Annotated in this window: 22 protein-coding genes and 1 pseudogene; 5 read left to right on the top strand and 18 right to left on the bottom strand. The window is 47.1% G+C overall.

Annotated elements, in window-relative coordinates:
• Positions 1-206: 206 nt before the first annotated feature.
• The 3 genes from K4A83_RS17550 to K4A83_RS17540 form a co-directional block, all read right to left on the bottom strand.
• A complete protein-coding gene (locus tag K4A83_RS17550) occupies positions 207-473 on the bottom strand; it encodes a TIGR02450 family Trp-rich protein (protein WP_265265951.1) in 267 nt (88 codons plus the stop codon).
• Positions 474-476: 3 nt separating this feature from the next.
• Positions 477-911 (bottom strand): DUF4079 domain-containing protein, encoded by a 435-nt coding sequence (locus tag K4A83_RS17545; RefSeq protein ID WP_407810093.1) that lies wholly within the window; start codon positions 909-911, stop codon positions 477-479.
• A gap of 203 nt (positions 912-1,114) precedes the next feature.
• Complete coding sequence (locus tag K4A83_RS17540) at positions 1,115-1,477, bottom strand: DUF1830 domain-containing protein (protein WP_265265949.1); 363 nt, start codon at positions 1,475-1,477, stop codon at positions 1,115-1,117.
• Positions 1,478-1,858: 381 nt separating this feature from the next.
• Here K4A83_RS17540 and K4A83_RS17535 point away from each other — a divergent pair, with 381 nt between their 5' ends.
• Both K4A83_RS17535 and K4A83_RS17530 read left to right on the top strand, forming a co-directional pair.
• Positions 1,859-3,445, top strand: a complete 1,587-nt coding sequence (locus K4A83_RS17535; protein ID WP_265265948.1) for a photosystem II high light acclimation radical SAM protein — start codon at positions 1,859-1,861, stop codon at positions 3,443-3,445.
• A 191-nt stretch (positions 3,446-3,636) separates the two neighbouring features.
• The gene (locus K4A83_RS17530; protein WP_265265947.1) at positions 3,637-4,968 is read left to right on the top strand and encodes a DICT sensory domain-containing protein; all 1,332 of its coding nucleotides are present in this window, start codon (positions 3,637-3,639) and stop codon (positions 4,966-4,968) included.
• A 35-nt stretch (positions 4,969-5,003) separates the two neighbouring features.
• On the opposite strand, the gene K4A83_RS17525 is transcribed toward K4A83_RS17530, so the two are convergent.
• The 9 genes from K4A83_RS17525 to hemB all read right to left on the bottom strand — a co-directional run bounded on the left by K4A83_RS17525 (position 5,004) and on the right by hemB (position 13,042).
• Entirely contained in the window at positions 5,004-6,314 is a 1,311-nt protein-coding gene (locus K4A83_RS17525) for an ArnT family glycosyltransferase (RefSeq protein WP_265265946.1), read from the bottom strand.
• A gap of 109 nt (positions 6,315-6,423) precedes the next feature.
• Positions 6,424-6,585 (bottom strand): hypothetical protein, encoded by a 162-nt coding sequence (locus tag K4A83_RS17520; RefSeq protein WP_265265945.1) that lies wholly within the window; start codon positions 6,583-6,585, stop codon positions 6,424-6,426.
• Positions 6,586-6,772: 187 nt separating this feature from the next.
• Entirely contained in the window at positions 6,773-6,820 is a 48-nt protein-coding gene (locus tag K4A83_RS23500) for a helix-turn-helix domain-containing protein (RefSeq protein WP_407810092.1), read from the bottom strand.
• Between the two features lie 209 nt (positions 6,821-7,029).
• Entirely contained in the window at positions 7,030-8,052 is a 1,023-nt protein-coding gene (locus K4A83_RS17515; protein WP_265265944.1) for an ROK family protein, read from the bottom strand.
• 227 nt (positions 8,053-8,279) lie between these two features.
• Positions 8,280-8,987, bottom strand: coding sequence for a metallophosphatase (locus K4A83_RS17510; protein ID WP_265265943.1), 708 nt, complete (start codon positions 8,985-8,987; stop codon positions 8,280-8,282).
• A gap of 18 nt (positions 8,988-9,005) precedes the next feature.
• Positions 9,006-9,818, bottom strand: coding sequence for a metallophosphoesterase family protein (locus K4A83_RS17505; protein WP_265265942.1), 813 nt, complete (start codon positions 9,816-9,818; stop codon positions 9,006-9,008).
• The gene (locus K4A83_RS17500) at positions 9,815-10,603 is read right to left on the bottom strand and encodes a GTP-binding protein (RefSeq protein WP_265265941.1); all 789 of its coding nucleotides are present in this window, start codon (positions 10,601-10,603) and stop codon (positions 9,815-9,817) included. Before K4A83_RS17500 ends, K4A83_RS17505 begins: the two co-directional genes overlap by 4 nt.
• A 284-nt stretch (positions 10,604-10,887) precedes the next feature.
• Complete coding sequence (locus K4A83_RS17495; protein WP_265265940.1) at positions 10,888-11,943, bottom strand: CobW family GTP-binding protein; 1,056 nt, start codon at positions 11,941-11,943, stop codon at positions 10,888-10,890.
• A gap of 85 nt (positions 11,944-12,028) precedes the next feature.
• Positions 12,029-13,042 (bottom strand): porphobilinogen synthase, encoded by a 1,014-nt coding sequence (hemB, locus tag K4A83_RS17490; protein ID WP_265265939.1) that lies wholly within the window; start codon positions 13,040-13,042, stop codon positions 12,029-12,031.
• Between the two features lie 93 nt (positions 13,043-13,135).
• On the opposite strand from hemB, the gene K4A83_RS17485 reads away from it, so the two are divergent.
• The 3 genes and pseudogenes from K4A83_RS17485 to K4A83_RS17475 form a co-directional block, all read left to right on the top strand.
• Complete coding sequence (locus tag K4A83_RS17485; protein ID WP_265265938.1) at positions 13,136-14,323, top strand: FAD/NAD(P)-binding protein; 1,188 nt, start codon at positions 13,136-13,138, stop codon at positions 14,321-14,323.
• A gap of 224 nt (positions 14,324-14,547) precedes the next feature.
• Positions 14,548-14,922 (top strand): type II toxin-antitoxin system Phd/YefM family antitoxin, encoded by a 375-nt coding sequence (locus K4A83_RS17480; protein WP_265265937.1) that lies wholly within the window; start codon positions 14,548-14,550, stop codon positions 14,920-14,922.
• 344 nt (positions 14,923-15,266) lie between these two features.
• Positions 15,267-15,410, top strand: a pseudogene (locus tag K4A83_RS17475) (FAD-dependent oxidoreductase); the annotation flags it as partial.
• A gap of 126 nt (positions 15,411-15,536) precedes the next feature.
• Here K4A83_RS17475 and K4A83_RS17470 read toward each other — a convergent pair.
• From K4A83_RS17470 to K4A83_RS17445, 6 genes are all read right to left on the bottom strand, one after another.
• Entirely contained in the window at positions 15,537-15,746 is a 210-nt protein-coding gene (locus tag K4A83_RS17470; protein WP_265265935.1) for a hypothetical protein, read from the bottom strand.
• A 39-nt stretch (positions 15,747-15,785) separates the two neighbouring features.
• Positions 15,786-16,130: a DUF5615 family PIN-like protein gene (locus K4A83_RS17465; protein ID WP_265265933.1), complete on the bottom strand. Its 345-nt coding sequence runs from the start codon at positions 16,128-16,130 to the stop codon at positions 15,786-15,788.
• On the bottom strand, positions 16,127-16,480 hold the full coding sequence (locus tag K4A83_RS17460; RefSeq protein WP_265265932.1) for a DUF433 domain-containing protein: 354 nt from the start codon (positions 16,478-16,480) through the stop codon (positions 16,127-16,129). The genes K4A83_RS17465 and K4A83_RS17460 overlap by 4 nt, the downstream gene beginning before the upstream one ends.
• A 181-nt stretch (positions 16,481-16,661) precedes the next feature.
• On the bottom strand, positions 16,662-17,090 hold the full coding sequence (locus K4A83_RS17455; RefSeq protein ID WP_265265931.1) for a type II toxin-antitoxin system VapC family toxin: 429 nt from the start codon (positions 17,088-17,090) through the stop codon (positions 16,662-16,664).
• A complete protein-coding gene (locus tag K4A83_RS17450; protein WP_265265930.1) occupies positions 17,087-17,356 on the bottom strand; it encodes a hypothetical protein in 270 nt (89 codons plus the stop codon). Before K4A83_RS17450 ends, K4A83_RS17455 begins: the two co-directional genes overlap by 4 nt.
• 154 nt (positions 17,357-17,510) lie before the next feature.
• Entirely contained in the window at positions 17,511-17,720 is a 210-nt protein-coding gene (locus K4A83_RS17445; RefSeq protein WP_265265929.1) for a hypothetical protein, read from the bottom strand.
• Positions 17,721-17,864: the final 144 nt, after the last annotated feature.

Below are 17,864 nucleotides of genomic sequence, written 5' to 3'. Positions count from 1 at the left end.
TTTCAATGTGCATCTCAATCCTTTGGACTTGAGACTTTTTAGGCTTGAGTTTGAAATCGTAGGTCATCGTTATCATGCTCCCATTATAACACACTTAATAAAACTGGCAAGGCTCATTAAGTGTTGATGCTTCGCGGGTTACATACTGTTTTTCTTTTCATCCCCGTCCTAAAGTATCGGGGCTTTCAAGAAAACATGATCGGTAATCAGTAAACCCAATAATCTTCCGGTTCTCGCGGCTGGTTCATCTCCTGTAACGTCTTCCATCCCGCCTCCCAGAGGTTTGGGTCTTTGAGTTGTTTGGCATTGACCCAGAAACGCACATTGGGATCACAAGAGGCCACCATTTCCGCAAAGACCCATTTTCCCTCATTTTTGCGGTTTAGCACTTGGAAATGTCGCCATCCCCAGGTTTTTTGAGTTGCTGTCCATTTCGACCCAACTAAGTGGGGAAATTTCTGTTTTTTTGCCATGGTTCAAGGGAGATATTTCTGCACCACATCCCACCCCGTCAAGGAGACAAAGAGGAATCCGAAGAACAATAATAGGTTTGCCGTGAGATGGAGCGATCGCGCTTTTGGCCATTTCCCGATCCGCGTCGCCGTCCAAGCTGAGAATAACACCAATCCCACCACCCCGGTCCCTGCCAGCAAGTGAGGCGAATGACCCAGACTACCATAATATCCCAGCGTACCAATGATCCCAATACTCAGCAGCAACAACACCAACAGCACCAAAATCACCCCAAGGGTATAGTGTAGCGGACGCAACCAACCTGGACGGGGTTTTTTCTGCCAGCGTTGTCGCAAAAACCAGAATCCCGTTGTTGCCAAGAGAAAATAGAGTGTCAAAGACAAACCCATTGACCAAGCTGCAATTTTCCACAGCCAGAGAAAAGAAGGAAGATCCACAGGACTCCAAAACTCAAAACCACTAAAACCCATTATGACATCCTCCCGACACTGACCGTTCCGGCACAGCACGGGACTTAATAGTTTCCCGAACCCCTCAAAAATCAAGCCCAGAATAGGGGTAATTCATCAATTACCCCCACCAAAATCTATTTAGGACTACTTGATTGTGGAGCTTTAGACCTCAGCCCGGCTAGAAATACTTAACAAGTGGCAACTGCCAAAGGAGTGGAACTCCGAGCATGGATAGTGTCGGGAATGTCTTGAGTCGGTTCTAAAACAGAATCATCTAAAATCATTCCGTCTTGATCATCATCAATTCTCAGGCGCTCACAGGGGATAGTGTCCGACAGAATGGCGCTCGCCATCATTCCTGTATGAATTTCTAGCAGAGAACTCGGTACAGCTTCAAAGACTAGACGTTGACCGGGGAAAACAACGCGCTCAAAATACCAGTTTGGTATATTAGTGATTCGGGCGATTTGAATTTGGCTGGTTGCATTGACATAGCAGCAAAGCAGCACCTTTTGTGCATTATTGGGGATGGGATCAAAAATCTGAGCCATAACAACTACTAAAGCCGTCTTCTATAAAAGTTTACTATTGCTTTCAGGCTATAACCTAACACTTCCCGATCCCAATTGGCTGTAAACACGACTACCAATCTATATTTTCTTGGGAGAGCATTGATGTCTTAATGGCTACAAAACTAAAATCATTAAAGGGTTTGAGAGGATTCAGCAAAATCTGTGCTAACGACAACCCGAGGATCTCCCAGTAGACAGGGGAAGGCTACCAGCAGAGGATGTTAAAGTAACGTTATGTGAATTCTTCTGAGACTCCGATGAGATCCCCTAGCAGGGGCTAGTTAGATCCGTAACGTCTCCCTTCCCAGTGCATTGATGGGGGGCAAGTAAAAAAACCTAATTTAAAAATCCTGTTAGATTATGACCACTAAAATCCTCTACGTCCGCCTACCCTGTAACCCGATTTTTCCCATTGGTGTAGTTTATTTAGCAGATCATATCCATAAGCAATTTCCCGACGTAGAACAGCGTATTTTTGATCTCGGCACCGTGCCGCCCCTAGAATTTAATCAAACCCTAGATCAGGTGGTGGATGAGTTCCAGCCTAACTTACTGGTGTTCTCTTGGCGAGACATTCAAATTTACGCCCCCGTAGGAGGACGAGGGGGGAATCCCCTCCAGAATGCCTTTGAGTTTTATTACGCCAAAAACCCCTTAACTCGCCTGCGTGGGGCGTTAGGAGGTTTAAAGGTAGCAACAGCTTATTACGGGGAATTATGGCGCAATCTGGGCTTAATTAAGCGAGGGTTGCAACGGGCAAAACGCTACTGTCCTCAAGCACGAGTTGTCGTCGGTGGGGGGGCGGTGAGTGTGTTTTATGAACAGATGCAGCAGTTGCTCCCTCAAGGGAGTATTGTGTCAGTGGGAGAAGGGGAAACCCTGTTAGAAAAACTCCTGCGGGGACAAGATTTAAGGAGTGAGCGCTGTTATGTGGTGGGAGAAAATCAGCCTCGGGAGCGTATGATTCATGAAGAACCTACCCCTCTGGAAAAAACGGCCTGTAATTATGATTACATTGAGTCCGTTTGGCCAGCTTTTGACTATTATCTCCAAGATAATGATTTCTATATTGGCGTGCAAACCAAGCGCGGCTGTCCTCATAACTGCTGTTATTGTGTGTATACGGTGGTAGAGGGGAAACAGGTTCGCATTAATCCAGCCGATGAGGTGGTGGCAGAAATGCGCCAACTGTATGAGCGAGGAATCCGTAATTTCTGGTTTACTGATGCCCAGTTTATTCCCGCTCGGAAGTTTATTAAAGACACCGAAGAATTGTTAGAAAAAATCATTGATTCGGGAATGGAAGATATTCACTGGGCGGCCTATATTCGGGCCGATAATTTAACCCCGAAACTGTGTGATCTCATGGTAAAAACCGGGATGAATTATTTTGAAATTGGGATCACCAGTGGTTCTCAGGAATTAGTCCGCAAGATGCGCATGGGCTACAACCTACGCACAGTTCTGGAGAATTGTCAAGACCTAAAGGCGGCGGGATTTAATGATTTGGTTTCGGTGAATTATTCGTTTAATGTAATTGATGAAACCGTGGAGACGATTCGGCAAACTATTGCTTATCATCGGGCATTAGAACGGATTTTTGGGGCGGATAAGGTGGAGCCTGCGATCTTTTTCATTGGTTTACAGCCTCACACTCATTTAGAGGGCTATGCGTTGAATAAGGGGATTCTCAATCCGGGGTATAATCCCATGAGTTTAATGCCTTGGACGGCGCGGAAGTTACTCTGGAATCCTGAACCATTGGGGTCATTTTTCGGTGAGGTTTGTCTACAAGCTTGGCAACAAAATCCCAATGATTTTGGGCGGGAGGTGATGAAGATTCTGGAGGAACGTTTAGGTTGTGCGCCGTTAGAGGATGCGTTGAGCGCACCAATCCGGGAGGAACAACGGGGGAATTTAAGGAAGGAGTTAGTCGCACTGACTTAATCCCGTTATATAGCGTTTTCATAGGGAATAGGTAATAGGTAATGGGGAATAGGGAATTTCTCCCCTGCTCCCCTGCTCCCCTGCTCCCCCTCTCCCCTGCTCCCCCTCTCCCCTGCTCCCCTGCTCCCCGATTCCCGATTGGGCGCTAAAGCGCAACTACGAACCCGATTCTCTATTCACCAATATTCATTATGCGCCAAGGTTCTATACTGCAAAAACTGGTAACGGCTCACGAGGGGACAAAACGCCCTCTCCATTTGGGGGTGTATTATAAAAATACCCTCGTCGCTCTGTGTCACGCTTTGGAGGATTTTATTTTGCAGTCGGACAGCGCTCCGGTGGTGATTGCGGCGTTTCAACAGGGAAAATGGTATTTGGAGGAGGCCAATCGCTACGGGGAATTGGCGGATAAAGCGAGCCAAATTGCTATTTTAGCGACGCTGGGGACAGGGTTTGGGGAACATTCGACTTCAAGGCGGGAGAATGTGGCGTTGGTGAGTTTGCAGCCGGATGATCCGGTGGCGCAAGAGTGGCATTTAATGATTTTATCGCCGACCTATAGCGCGATGGTGTTGTGTCAGGAGTTGTCTGAGGTGGATTATGGGGAGTTGGGGCAACCGGAGGAGGATTTAGAGCGGAAATTTTACGGGTTTTGGACGTTTGAGACGGAGTTAGTGCGGGAAACGGTGGAGTTAGCGATCGCCCATATCGGTCAATATAAACCCCAACTCCAGCAGCAGTTAGGGGTGCAGGTGTCCCAGATTCTCGCCCAAATGCAGGATTGTCAACGGGATGACCTCAATCAGGTGGTGTCTCAGGTGGTGGATTATCTCCATCGCACCCATCAACAAGGGAATTTACCCGATGCCCCCCGCTTGGCCGAAGGGGTGGATGATAATTTACTGTCCAATGAGATGCAGGCCTTTCTGCGGATGGCGGAATTAATTGATCGCGCCGATGCGTTGAATCCCAATGGGGCGGCAGAGGTGGCGGCATTGGGGGAGGCAATGGGACAGTTATTAGACCTTCCGGCCTGGCAAGTCAAGCGTTTACGACTGGCGGCCTTGTTGCACCGTTTAGCACCTCTGACGGGGGTAATGGTAGAGGACGAGGTGAAATCTAAAGCCCAGTTGGAGGTTTTAGCGAAACGGGGGATTCTGCCCAAGGCTTCGGTTTTACGGATTATGCCCCAATTAGAGGCGATCGCCAATATTATTATTCATCAAACTGAGGCCTGGGATGGCTCAGGACAACCCGATGGCCTCTCCTATGATGGTATCCCCCTAGAGTCCCGGATTATTGCCCTGATGGCCTACTTCCAAAAACGTTGCCTCGAACACCAGCAAGCGGGTTCAGAACAGCCCCTCAGTGCGGCTTTAGCGGACTGTCAAGCCCAAGCCAACCGGATTTTTGATCCTAAACTCGTAGAAGCCCTAGAATTGCTCAAATTGGGTATAGAACAGGGGATGAGTTTAAGCATTAGTCCCCCCAGAATTGCGGCCGGAATTTGGTTGATTGAGTAGGAATTGACTACTCCCTCTCCCCGTATTCCCCTCCCCTACACCAGATCCCATAACCAATAGGGGGAGGTGAAGAGCAGTAGTAGGGAAAGATACATCCCCCAGAACAACATAGCGGGAAAAGCGCGATCGCGTCGGGCAATCAAGAGGGTGGTACTCGCCCAAGTAATGCCCAAAGAAGCGAGAATTAAGATACCAATGGGGAACATAGGGAACAACACACTCACGGCTAAACTCGCCATCATGGCCAAGAGTCCCAAAGCCGCTAAAATGCCCACCCACAACACGGGATAGGGGCGATAGGTGGGGAAATGGCAGATTTCCGCCAGTGCTAATCCGGCCGCTAAAGCCCAGACGGGACATAAGGGGATAATAGACACCGGAACAAAAACCGCTAACAGAATGAGTCCCAATCCATAAACCCCTGTCCAGACCCAAATTAAGCGGCTCCAGCCCCAAGTGAGGTTTTTCCCACAGAGTTGATAGCCATAGCCAGCCATGAGTAAGCCCGGCAGACTCCAGAGTAAGAGTTCTAACAGCAACGTGAAGGGAAAGCCAAAGCGGGAAGGGGGTAGAGGTGTTAAGAGAGGGGCTAACATTAAACCCGTTAACCAGGGCATCTCATGGACTAAACTTTGGAGAATCGACCAAACAATGACCGGGGTAATACCTAACAGTAGCCCAAACCAGAGGGGCAAGCGGCGCAGTAAACGGGGGGTATCCCACTGTAAAAAGATAAACACCACCGCCGCCATCAACAGCGCTCCCCCCCCTTGTACTAAGGCCAGCAAACCCAGTCCTAGACCAATGCCTAGTGTCCATCGCCAATCTCGGCGCGATCGCAAAACACAAAACACAATCATCAACTCTAGGCACAGTGTCACCCCATCCCCCATCGCCAAACGACTGTAGCGCGCCACCGGAAACAGGGTTAAATAACTAAACGTCGCGAAAATTGCCGCCGTGCGATTGGGCAGAATTTCCCGTGCTACCCCATAGAGCAGAGAAACCGACAAAGCCCCCGCCAGCGCGCCCGGCAAGCGTACCATCCAGATATTCACCCCACCCCACTTATAGGCCAAGGCAATCAGCCCAGCCAGCAGGGGAAAATGTTCTAAATAGGGACGACCGTCCAAGGTAGGAAAAAACCAATTGCCCTCCATCATCTCGCGAGCTGTTTGCGCCAGCATCATCTCCTGACCCGACTGTAGTGGCAATTCTGCCAGATTCACCGTAAACAGCAGTAGCGCAGCCGCCAGAAAACCCAACCACCAAAACCGTTCTTGCCAAACCTCGGGACCGGGCAAGCGCTGCCGATAACCTCCCCAAGGAAATGTTTGATATTTCATCCACTCAATGGGTCTAAACCCCTATCTTGCTAGCCTAGCGTTATGATTCAATCCTTCAATTTTGACATCCTCCCCAGCTGTCACGGCGTGGGGATTCCCCGTCTGACCATTAAATGGTCTCCGGACAGGTAGACCAACAAGCCACTTCTCCGGGGTAGGGTCTAACACAGCTTAACGTTTGCCCATTCAGGTCGGCTTGCCCAGCCGCCAAAATATTGGCACTCGCGCTCACATCGCGGTCTTGTTCTGTCCCGCAGTTTAGACATACCACAGACCGGAAGGAACGGAGAACACATCACCGAGCCACACCCTCTCCATAGTCTTCTTCGCCTCGGTCAACCGCACTGATAGCACCTGAACCCCTGGATACTGCCCAGACTGTTTTGAGAACGTTAACCCATCGAACGTTAACCCTTAAAAGCCACTCTCACACAGCCAAACAGTTCAGCAAGGCTTTGCTACTGTTCGCTGGTGGGGTAGATTCTATACTGATAGCGTGCTTTCATCGCTGTGGGCTAAGTGGTTCTGTAGGATTATACTAACTTAGTTTAACCAATTTCTAGCTGCGGTCAGTGGGGCATCGCTATACTCAAGACTGATTTTGAGAATCAAGAAAAGCCGTCCTAGAAGGCGATGCACTGAGCCTGTCGAAAACGGGTTTTTAACAAAATGTTGCGGAATTCCCCATCCTCGCCAACGGCAGGGTGGGGGTAGTTCACACCCAAGTGTCTTTAGACTGGGGTGAGCTTACACTGGCATAGTGAGCCGCACCGTAAGCGGCACTATCTGGGAGCGTATCAATAGACCATTCCACCCTTGTTTGTTTGAGATGGGGGAAACTATGGTCAATGCCCTGACGAATCCAAGAAATGGCATCATTTTTAAAGCGTTCATAGGCCCCCTCGGATGCCGTTTTCTCCTTTTCTTGCGCTCCCCCAGAAATTACAATCAGGTCGCAGCCCACAGTATTAACAACATTACGAGCCGCTATGCCTAGACTGGTAAAATACTCTTGCCAAATGGACATAACATCAGACAGAGGCTCATCCATCTGACCTAATCGACGGAGTTTTTTCGCCACTTCCATAGGCTCTCCTTGTAACGCTTCCGGCACATTCCCCTTAGCCTGTCGGTGTTTAACCATATTTCTCAGACCCAATAGAGAGGCCCTAGTTTCCGCACATCCCCTCGCACCACATCCGCACAGGTCAGCATTTTCGGAACTATCGATACAAATATGACCCAATTCTGCGGAAACAGCCGGGGCTGACCAGATTTTCCCATTGATAATCAAAGCACCCCCTAATCCGGTTCCCGTAATAAACTGAGCCATGCAGGAAGATGCCTTATTTTGAGCTTCACGGACGCTGTATTCCCGGTAGGCGGCGGCATCCCCATCATTCAGCAGGAGGGCGGGTAAATGGAGAGCATCGGAGAGTTTTTGGGCGATATTAACCCCTTGCCAAGAGGCATCAATGTTAGTGGGATAAACACACATCCCGGAAGCATCAATGGGAGTGGGACAACAAGCACCAATGGCTTTTAAATCATTGAAGTGCAGATCATTGGCTTGGAGGAGTTCCGTGGTGGCCGTCTGAATCACATTGGCGGTCGCGTCGGGGCCTTCAGAGGCGTAGCTGGGACGATCTAATCTTACTCCGATCACCCCTTTTTCTAGATCCAATAATCCCAGTTTGACTGTGCTAGCACCAATGTCAATCCCCAAGTAAATGCTCATGATTCTTTCCTAACATCCAACTACATTGGATTATAGTTCACCCAGCAGGGGTTAGGGGTTGGGGCAATATTGTATGGAATCCCCCAATCCGGAAACCGGGTTGCCTGGATTGGCTCCTTTTCACTTCAGATTGCCCCAAAAACCCGGTTTCTACTCACCCGCCCCTGAAAATCGGTTTCTCCCATTTGTCTCCCCGGGGTCCCCTCTCTCGTCTCTCCTATTACCGACTAGGGGTTTGGCGCATATTCCACGGTTCGACAGCGAATCTGTCCTGTGGTGGGATAAAACAAGGTATAACGGGCGAGTCCCGAAACTCTTCCCACACTTCCCACTCCGATGATCTGACGGGGGGAAGATGTGGCTTTTTGTTCGATGAGGGGTTGATCTAAAGTGGTCACTTGGGATGAGATTTGACTGTTTTGGAGTTGAACGGAAAAGCATTGACCCAGACGACCACAAAAGAGGAAATTTGCCTCAACTCGCACCAGATAATCCAGTAACTGCCAAGGGGGGGTTTGGGGGGAAAGTTCATCGCTAACGCTAACGCTGCTGCCGTGAACGAGTAAGCAATCCAGTTCCAAAAAGCCAAAGGGGAGCGATCGCAACCAATCCAAACAAGACCGAGGCACTCTTTTTTCTAACTCCATTAGAACATTGGAACCATACTGGCTCAAAGCCGCTTCCGGTTGTCCACCCCCCCATCCCTGCATCTGAAGATACTGATCTTCCCAAAAACCCGCGCAAATTTGGGGAGTCCGTTCCCCCCCTTGGGGCGACTGTAAACGCTCTAAGAGAGCCTCCACAGGCCCCTGTAAGCCCAGTATATCCCCCAGAATATATAGGGCTTCAATCTCCACCGATTGCCGCTTCAGATCCCGTAAAACCGCCTCATAGGCTGTTAAATTGCCCTCAATCCCACTTAAAATCGCCCACATGATCGAATCATGTCCTCCCTAACGTTCGCAAATATGACTGGGATCATCGGCCCGTTCCGCAAACTCTAATCCTCGCGCTAAACGCCAGGCAAAAATCGGCGGCAAACCTTGTTCAATAATGGCCGCGCAGGTTTTCTGATAGTCATACTCCACTTCCCGTAATTGGACGTGATCGGTTTCAGTGTCATAAAGGACATAAGTCGCATTCGGGCGACCATGGCGCGGTTCTCCCACCGACCCCACATTGACAATCCGTCTCAGGGGGGTAGTAAACACCGTTTCCTCCCCACTCTCTCCCTTATAATCTACCCGCAGGCGAATAGACCCCGCTTCTAAAGTGCGAACATAGGGAACATGAGTGTGACCACAAAACAGGGTATTCGCCCCTGTTGATAGCACCCGTTCTAAGGCCGCAAAGGCATTCATTTCCGGTAAAAGATACTCATGTTGGTTTTGGGGACTGCCGTGGGTAAAACATAAGTCTCCCTCGCGCAAACTTAGGGGGAGTTGGGCGAGATAGTCCCGCACTTCAGGATAGATGCGCTCATGGGTCCATTCATGGGCAAGTTTACCCCGTTGTTCCGCGAGTAGGGAGGGATAGCTACACTCACAAGCGTTCAATCCTTCCACAATATCCTCGTCCCAACAGCCTTGGCAGGTGGGAATATCTAGGGAGCGGATCATTTCTACTACGGCGTTCGGATAGGGACCATACCCCACTAAATCGCCTAAACAGTAGATTTTTTCGGCTTTGTGTTGCTCTAAATCCAACAATACGGCATTGAGGGCTTCATAGTTGCCGTGAATACAAGAGAGAACTGCTATTTTCATGATACGACCTCGGAATTGGCGGCATAACTGCGATATTGGGCTTGATAGTGGCTCAAGAGTTGGTCATTTAAACAACTAGCGGCTAGATTAGATGCGATCGCCTCTGTATCCAAATTTTGACCACACACCTCAATCCCACTCAATCCCCCCGGACGACTCTCCAAACAACGAGGGCGGTTTAACTCCTCATAATAACTGTCTTGACCCGCCACAAAACTAAACCAAAATGAACGCCCATCCACAACATTAAAAATCCCCTTCGCCCGTTGAACCTCTCCATAAGCACCATGAGTCAATTCATACCAAACCATATCTAAGCTCGCGGGATCAAATACTTCCCCCGTTAGGTCAGATTTCTGGATTTGCGAGGGCATTTGGGGATTCATTGCCCCCACACCTAACACCAAATTATCCGCCCAGAAATGCCACTCACTCATGGCTAAACCACTGGGTAAAACGGCGATTTTGTGACAGGGAACGCAGCTAGAAAATATCGGCAAGACCTGTAAATCTAAATGAAATCCCAGTTCTAGATACACCGGAGATTTTAAAGCCCAGCCCTCAATTTCCGCTAAGTTTCTTGTGTTGAGGTTTTGCAAGTCTCCCCTGAGTTGGCTTTCCAGATAGGCGGAGTCTAAACACCAAGAACTTTGACTAGGCGCACCATAAATCTGAGATCCTGTTTGTTTAGATAATTGTTGAAAGATCCAGTGAGTTTTTCCACTTCCAGCTGGACCGGAAACTATATATAAACCAGGAGATTGAGATTTTAATTGTGTCATCATGGGGGGATGTTTATAAGGGGTTTATATCCAATATACAAATTTTTAGCCGTGGTTTTATTGCCAAGGAATTAGGTTACATTCTTTCAGGATGGCATTAACGTTAGATGGGTTTTCATTGGGATAAAATGAGGCCACTTAGGGAACTCTAGCCTGTCCAAATCATTGATGAATTTTCAAAGAAGTTTCTCCGAATACTTCAAGCTCCTTGTAACCCCTGTATACTGTTGCCCGATCTGGTGTTCTCTTGGCTTTCCCTTGTGGATTACCAAGCTCAAATGGAAACGCTATACTACAACTTGAGGGAAAGCGTGACATTGTTCTAATCCTTCGAGTAAGCGTTCTTTTTCTAAGTTGCGTCCAATTAAAATAAGTTGATTAGACCGCTTTTCTTCCCCCCAAAAGTCAGCATCAATCATGAACCGTTTTCCACTCAGTTGAAAAATATGTTTTTGCTCGCTTTCAATAAACCACAAAATCCCTTTTGCTCGGAAAACTGTCTCAGGAATTTGGTCTAAAAACTCTTGGAATTTTTCAATGGCAAGAGGGCGATTACTCTGGAAGGAAACGGCGACAAATCCATCATTGTCAAGGTGGTGACTGGTGATGTGATGATGAGTATGATCATGATGCTCGTGATGCTCATGCTCATGATGTTCGTGATGCTCATGACTAGCAGAAGTCGGCTCGTCTAAAAAGGCCTCATACTGTTGTGGATCATTGTAGCCCACGTCTAAAATTAGGGGTAAGGGAACTTTGCCATACTCACAATTTAAGATTCGAGCCGCGTTTTTATTCTGTCGGATAAAGCCTTCTAGTGCTAACAGTTTTTCTGGAGGAACAAGGTCTGTTTTATTCAACAAAATAATGTCCCCATAAATAAGCTGATTAATGGCGGCTTCACTGCCAAAGTGATTAATATCAAAGGTTTCTGCGTCAACCATGGTAATGATTGAGTCAAGATGGGTTAAGTCCCTCAATTCTGTGCCTAAAAAAGTTAATAAAATCGGCAGAGGGTCAGCAATGCCTGTGGTTTCAATCACCAGATAATCAACGTTTTCTTTGTCTAGTATTTTATAAACGGCTTCTACTAAACCCTCGTTAATGGTGCAACAAATACAGCCATTACTCAATTCGATTTTATCATCTTCTAAGGAAACGAGCAATTGACTGTCAATATTAATGTCGCCAAATTCATTGACGAGGACGGCAACTTTTAAGTTTTGGCGATTGTTTAAGATGTGATTCAGCAAGGTGGTTTTTCCACTGCCTAAGAAGCCTGTAATAATGGTGACAGGCAATCCTTGTTGAGGGAGGTTGGCGAGTTCTACATTTTGATTCATGGTTAGAGGTTATGATGGGTTAACTTTTGAATTTTTAAGCTCTGTTATTTTTGGCACTTTTCAAGAAATAAGAGCAGGAAAAATTTTAACTATTTTTTATTCCCAATTGAGCAACTTGTTTAGCAAAATAGGTTAAAATAAGATCAGCCCCAGCGCGTTTAATGCTGGTTAATGTCTCTAGAACAATGGTTTTTTCCTCGACCCATCCCCGTTGGGCGGCTGCTTTAATCATGGCGTATTCTCCACTGACGTTATAGGCTGCAATGGGGGTGTAGGTATAGGGTTTAATGCGGGCAATAATATCTAAGTAGGCGAGGGCGGGTTTGACCATGATAATATCAGCGCCTTCGACTCGATCTAGGGCTACTTCTTTGATGGCTTCTCGACTGTTGGCGATGTCCATTTGATAGGTTTTTTTGTCGCCAAATTTGGGGGCGGAGTCGAGGGCATCGCGGAAGGGTCCGTAGTAGGCTGAGGCGTATTTGGCGCTATAGGCTAGGATACCTGTCTGGATGTGTTCGGCCGCGTCGAGGGCTTTCCGAATGGCTCCAATGCGTCCGTCCATCATATCTGAGGGGGCGACGAGATCAGCGCCTGCTTCTGCTTGGACGAGGGCTTGTTTGACTAAAACGGCAACGGTTTCATCGTTCAGGATTTTCCCATTTTCGTCAACGATGCCGTCGTGTCCTTGATCACTATAGGGGTCTAAGGCTACGTCGGTAATCACAATCAGGTCAGGAAAGGTCTGTTTGATGGCCCGGATGGCCCGGGGGATGAGGCCGTTGGGGTTATAACTTTCCCTGCCTTGGTTGTTTTTTTGGCTGTCGGGGATGAGGGGGAAAAGGGCGATCGCACTGAGTCCCAATTCCTGCACGGTGCTGAGTTCTTCTAATAACAAATCTAAGCTATAGCGGTAAATTCCGGGCATGGAGGGGACTTCGACTCGTTGATTCTCTCCTTCCATCACAAACAGGGGATAGATTAAATCGTCGAGTTGCAGGTGAGTTTCTCGCACTAAACGCCGCAATCCCGCACTCTGCCTTAAACGTCGCGGTCTTTGGAAGATGGGAGAAGAAAGTTCGGGGAGGGATAGGGTCATGGAAGGGTTAAAATGAGAACGATTCTCATTCTAGATTATTCAGTTCCATTTTCCAACCCATTGACGAAAAATCCAGTTATGACTTGTTCTCTGATGACTCAACCCCTTGATATTGCGATAATTGGAGCGGGTCCTCATGGTTTAACCTTGGCGACGCATTTGTTGAAAAAGCGGCCAAAGTGGCGATCGCGTTTGAAGATTTTTGATCCCAGTGGGCAATGGCTGACGGTGTGGCAGCAGCAGTTTAACGCCCTCGATATTCCCTATTTGCGATCGCCTGCGGTTCATCACCCAGACCCCAATCCCTACGCCCTGCGCCATTTTGCCGAAACTCGACCGGGGCATTTTTACCCCCCCTATGATCGTCCGAGTCGGGAACTCTTCCACCAGTTTTGTCAAGCTGTGATCCAACGGTGGCAACTACAAGAACAAGTAATCCCCCAAAAAATTCAAGCCATCGAACCCCTAAAAGGGCGTAAAGCGAGCCGATTCGAACTCCATAGCCCATCTGGGGAGCCAGTGATCACCCGTCGAGTCGTTTTGGCATTAGGCCCTAGTGTCCCCCAGTGGCCCAGTTGGGCAGAAAATAAGCAGGGGGAGCGTCTTTGTAACGCCCAACAGGTGGATCTGCGTACATTACCCTTAAGGGGGGAACAGGTGGTGATTGTGGGGGGAGGACTGACGGCCGGACATTTAGCGGTAGGTGCGATCGCCCGAGGTGCGACTGTCACCTTAATCCACCGTCGGGGAATGCAGGTGAAACTCTTTGATACAGACCCCAGTTGGTTGGGTCCAAAGTCCCTTAAAACCTTCTGGGAGGAGAGAGACTGGGAAACTCGTTGGCAGATGATCCAAAACGCCCGCAATGGGGGTTCCCTCACACCAGACATGATGACCCAACTCCGTCGGGTCCAAAAACAAGGTCTGTTACAGCTACGGGAACATTGCCAAGTTGTCGATCTTCGGAGGTCAGGTCAACAGTGGCAGATTTTCTGTGATGATGGTCAGACCTTAAAATGCGATCGCCTTTGGTGTGCCACTGGGACTCAATGGGATGCTGCCCAGCACCCCCTCCTCAAAACCCTACAAGACATTGCCCCTTTACCCCTTGTTCAGGGTTTACCCGTTCTTGATGACCATTTACGCTGGGGGAAAACCAATATCTTTGTCATGGGAGGATGGGCGGCCCTACAATTGGGACCTGTAGCTCGGAATTTAGCGGGAGGGAGAATGGCCTGCGATCGCATTGTGCCGGCCCTGATTAAACCCTCTTTAGCTTAAAATCTAGACCTGAATTGAGCTTAACCCTTCGGAAACAACCGCATTTTCCCGACTCCCAACTAGATTGCTTCGTGCCTTCCTTTCCTTTGCTTCAAACAGTCCAATGTTTCACCAGGCCAATTATCCCTTGATTTGTAAGGTAAATAATGGAGGCTATGCGATCGCCATGCCACCTCCCTCATGATGGCGTATCTGCTATCATTGGCTCATGTTAGCGCCAACTTGTGATTGACACCAACGAGTTCGGGATAATGGGGCGCGAGGATGGCACGATTCGAACAAATCCAAAAAGACATTTTGGTGGGCATTGCCCACCCTACAACTTATTGAGAATAATTAGACCCAAACCAGTCATGATTAACCTAAACATCGATGACATTCAACAAAATTTATCAGGATTTATCAAATTGATTCAAGAAGGTAATCGCTTAATCATTACTCAGGCCGATCGCCCTATTGCTGAAATCAACCCGATCTCAACAAACCAACCTCAAAAAGAACCTCGTCCTATTGGTTTATGTGAAGGTGAATTTGTTGTCCCTGATAATTTTAACGATCCTCTTCCTGAAGAAATTATTAACTTGTTTGAAAATCTATGAAAATCCTCTTAGATACTCATATCTTTTATTTTTTAGCACAGTTCTGGTAGTGGCGTGACCGCGCTAATTTGGTGCTTTAGGTATGGGGTGGGGTGCGATCGCGCTAAAGTAGGGGAGGAGGGTGGGCATTGCCCCCCCTACAACTAGATTGCCAGTCAATCGGGGAATTGATTTTCTCGCATCAACCCAATTATATTACGGCGAATTCAAAACAGAAATCCGGCAACAGGATGAAACTGACAACCTGTGGCAATTTGATAGCTCTCCCTTTGCCACTGCTCTTATATTAAATTCACAATGATTCGGAAGCGTTTCATGTAATTTCATTAACCTAAATTCAATTGATGCGATCGCCTGCGGTTCATCACCCAGACCCTAATCCCCACGCCCTGCGCCATTTTGCCGAAACTCGACCGGGGCATTTTTACCCCCCCTATGATCGTCCGAGTCGGGAACTCTTCCACCAGTTTTGTCAATGCGTCACCCGTCTAATTTCTTCTTCAAGTTGGCGGCACAATTTGTAGCTAAATGCTGAGAAACCGGGTTTCTATGGATATCTCGGTTAGCATACAGAAACCCTTGACAGAAACCCGGTTTCTTTGATTCCCCTTAATCTAAGACATTTCTAAAACTTTTTGGAGAGGAGAGGATAGTTCAATGGGCATAAAGTAGGCGTTAGGATAGAGGTAGTCTTCTCCAGATTCATCAATGATCCGCAGCATTTGATGGCTATTCGCTGTTGAGTCGGGTAGGACTTGGTAAATCTTGCGAACTTCTAGGGAAGCTGCATAGTCTGTGTTTTTGATGCAAACAACAAAGTTCATCGGTTCGACTCTAATCCATAAAGCGGTAGTAGGTTAACATCAAACAAAAATTACTTGATTGGCGAAATCTTCTAATTCTCCAATTTTGGCGTAAACCTCTAACTCTTCTATCGCATAACCAATGGAAACTTTAGGACTTAAAAAGAAAATCCCTGTAAACGCTTCACCTTGAGCAACACAATTTTTAGCTAAAACTAAAAAATCGTGATCTGTGGTTACAAGAGGACGCTTGAGTTGCACAGAACGACTCAAAATTATTTCATCAATAGCACTACTATTATTGTCTTCTTGAGCGGTCATAACCTCAACCCCTCTCAGTTGTAAACCAATTTTAATCGCTCGATGGACTGGAGCATCGAAATAGTAAGAGATTGCCATTTTCATCCTTGCTGCTGCTGCCGTTTTTGCTGAAGCCTTTGTTTAAAATCGGCAGTATGATGACCGACTCCCATTGTAATTAAATCAGCTTGCAGGTTCTGAATTTCTTCCTGTTCTTGAGCAATTTGAGCATCAATCTGGGGTTGATAGGTGTAGTAATAACTGAGGGCAGAATAAATGGCAGCAAGTGGGATTTCTGGGTGTTGAAAGTGCAGTTCTTCTGGACTCCACCCGTGGGCGTGTTTTTCTTGAATCAGTTGGGAAACTGAAACGCGACTATTGGCAATTTTTGCCTGATTTTGAGCATCAATGTCTAGGTATTGCCAGGTTACAGGAGTATCTGTGGTGAATGTCATGTTGAGGACGGGGTAAGGGTTGATACTATTGTAGCCCAATGCCAAGAAGCTGGTTTTTTTAATGCAAACAACAAATCCTCTTGAAACTTCCATACTGGTGCTGCCGTCATTACTCACTCAAGCATTGATTTGAGTTTTTATCACTAACTCCTGGAAATCATCGATAACCGTAAAAATCGCTTCATAATTTAGGGATAAATGCCCGTTCAAAAGCCTGGTTTCGATAACGCCGATACACATCAAAATCACTATCTAAAGTAGCAATAGCTGGAATATTCAGCCGTTCCGAAATAGCAATTAGAGACAAATCTGCAAAATCTCCAGGCAAATCTGCATATTGCTGATTCAGTTCAGCAATGCGGGAAAAATCTTCAGGCAGCAGTGGGATACATTCATAAAGTTTTGTCGCCATATCATGAAGAAACTCATTTTGGGTACGCCAATCTGGACCAAGTAGCCACATCACCTCAGTAGCACAGGCAACAGTAGTCACTAGGTTACTGGTACATCTTTCAAAGAAGACTCGTACCTGTTGATGATAGCGGTCTTTGGAACTGTAGTAAGCGACTAGAACTCCACTATCTACAAGAATTACAGGATAGTAGGTCATGGCAAATCGTATTGAGGATGTTTCTTTTTCAAATAGTCAGCGATCGCCTTTTTGCGATTAGCCCGTTCTGATAAATCAGGCGGCGCATCTTCTAACAGATGTTCAGGATGTCCCCCACGTCTTTCGACAATAGTCTGGCGGGGTTGTAAACTCAACCAGCGTTCTTGAACCAAGCGTTTAATCAATTCATCGCTAGTCGTTTTTTCCCTGGCTAAAATTTCCACTAAACGGGCTTCGGTTTCGGGGTCTAGTTGTATGTTCAGCATGAGTTTTTCTGATTAGTGATTAATATCTAATTATACCGGATTTACCCTAACTGATCCTATTGTAGCTAAATGCCGAGAAACCGGGTTTCTATGGATATCTCGGTTAGGATACAGAAACCCTGACAGAAACCCGGTTTCTTTGATTCCACTCAACCTAAGACATTTCCAGAACTTGTTGCAGAGGAGGGGATAGTTCAATGGGCATAAAATAGGAGTTAGGATAGAGGTAATCTTCCCCTGATTCATCAATTATCCGCAGCATTTGATGGGTATTTGCTTTTGAGTCCGGTAAGACTTGATAGATTTTGCGAACTTCTAGGGAAGCTGCATAGTCTGTATTTTTAATGCAAACAACAAAGTTCATTGCTTTTACTCCAGTAGCAGAAGTGTTGAATGTTAGAAAAAAAATTGACAAAAAGCTCCTACTTCGGTAAAATAGGAGCTTGTTTTTTAAAAAAAATCAATAATTTGATTCTATCCAACTTCCCTCAAATTGTCAAAAAATGCC

This window comes from Spirulina subsalsa FACHB-351, assembly GCF_026130165.1.
Taxonomy (GTDB): Bacteria; Cyanobacteriota; Cyanobacteriia; order Cyanobacteriales; family Spirulinaceae; genus Spirulina_A; species Spirulina_A subsalsa_A.
This window is presented reverse-complemented; position numbering and strand designations above follow the sequence as displayed.

What these genes read in the sequence shown, in the direction of transcription:
- K4A83_RS17550 (WP_265265951.1), bottom strand. Translation starts at nt 473, where the DNA reads ATGGCAAAAAAACAGAAATTTCCCCACTTAGTTGGGTCGAAATGGACA.
- K4A83_RS17540 (WP_265265949.1), bottom strand. Translation starts at nt 1,477, where the DNA reads ATGGCTCAGATTTTTGATCCCATCCCCAATAATGCACAAAAGGTGCTG.
- K4A83_RS17535 (WP_265265948.1), top strand. Translation starts at nt 1,859, where the DNA reads ATGACCACTAAAATCCTCTACGTCCGCCTACCCTGTAACCCGATTTTT.
- K4A83_RS17530 (WP_265265947.1), top strand. Translation starts at nt 3,637, where the DNA reads ATGCGCCAAGGTTCTATACTGCAAAAACTGGTAACGGCTCACGAGGGG.
- K4A83_RS17525 (WP_265265946.1), bottom strand. Translation starts at nt 6,314, where the DNA reads ATGAAATATCAAACATTTCCTTGGGGAGGTTATCGGCAGCGCTTGCCC.
- K4A83_RS17515 (WP_265265944.1), bottom strand. Translation starts at nt 8,052, where the DNA reads ATGAGCATTTACTTGGGGATTGACATTGGTGCTAGCACAGTCAAACTG.
- K4A83_RS17510 (WP_265265943.1), bottom strand. Translation starts at nt 8,987, where the DNA reads ATGTGGGCGATTTTAAGTGGGATTGAGGGCAATTTAACAGCCTATGAG.
- K4A83_RS17505 (WP_265265942.1), bottom strand. Translation starts at nt 9,818, where the DNA reads ATGAAAATAGCAGTTCTCTCTTGTATTCACGGCAACTATGAAGCCCTC.
- K4A83_RS17500 (WP_265265941.1), bottom strand. Translation starts at nt 10,603, where the DNA reads ATGATGACACAATTAAAATCTCAATCTCCTGGTTTATATATAGTTTCC.
- K4A83_RS17495 (WP_265265940.1), bottom strand. Translation starts at nt 11,943, where the DNA reads ATGAATCAAAATGTAGAACTCGCCAACCTCCCTCAACAAGGATTGCCT.
- hemB (WP_265265939.1), bottom strand. Translation starts at nt 13,042, where the DNA reads ATGACCCTATCCCTCCCCGAACTTTCTTCTCCCATCTTCCAAAGACCG.
- K4A83_RS17485 (WP_265265938.1), top strand. Translation starts at nt 13,136, where the DNA reads ATGACTCAACCCCTTGATATTGCGATAATTGGAGCGGGTCCTCATGGT.
- K4A83_RS17470 (WP_265265935.1), bottom strand. Translation starts at nt 15,746, where the DNA reads ATGAACTTTGTTGTTTGCATCAAAAACACAGACTATGCAGCTTCCCTA.
- K4A83_RS17465 (WP_265265933.1), bottom strand. Translation starts at nt 16,130, where the DNA reads ATGAAAATGGCAATCTCTTACTATTTCGATGCTCCAGTCCATCGAGCG.
- K4A83_RS17460 (WP_265265932.1), bottom strand. Translation starts at nt 16,480, where the DNA reads ATGACATTCACCACAGATACTCCTGTAACCTGGCAATACCTAGACATT.
- K4A83_RS17455 (WP_265265931.1), bottom strand. Translation starts at nt 17,090, where the DNA reads ATGACCTACTATCCTGTAATTCTTGTAGATAGTGGAGTTCTAGTCGCT.
- K4A83_RS17450 (WP_265265930.1), bottom strand. Translation starts at nt 17,356, where the DNA reads ATGCTGAACATACAACTAGACCCCGAAACCGAAGCCCGTTTAGTGGAA.
- K4A83_RS17445 (WP_265265929.1), bottom strand. Translation starts at nt 17,720, where the DNA reads ATGAACTTTGTTGTTTGCATTAAAAATACAGACTATGCAGCTTCCCTA.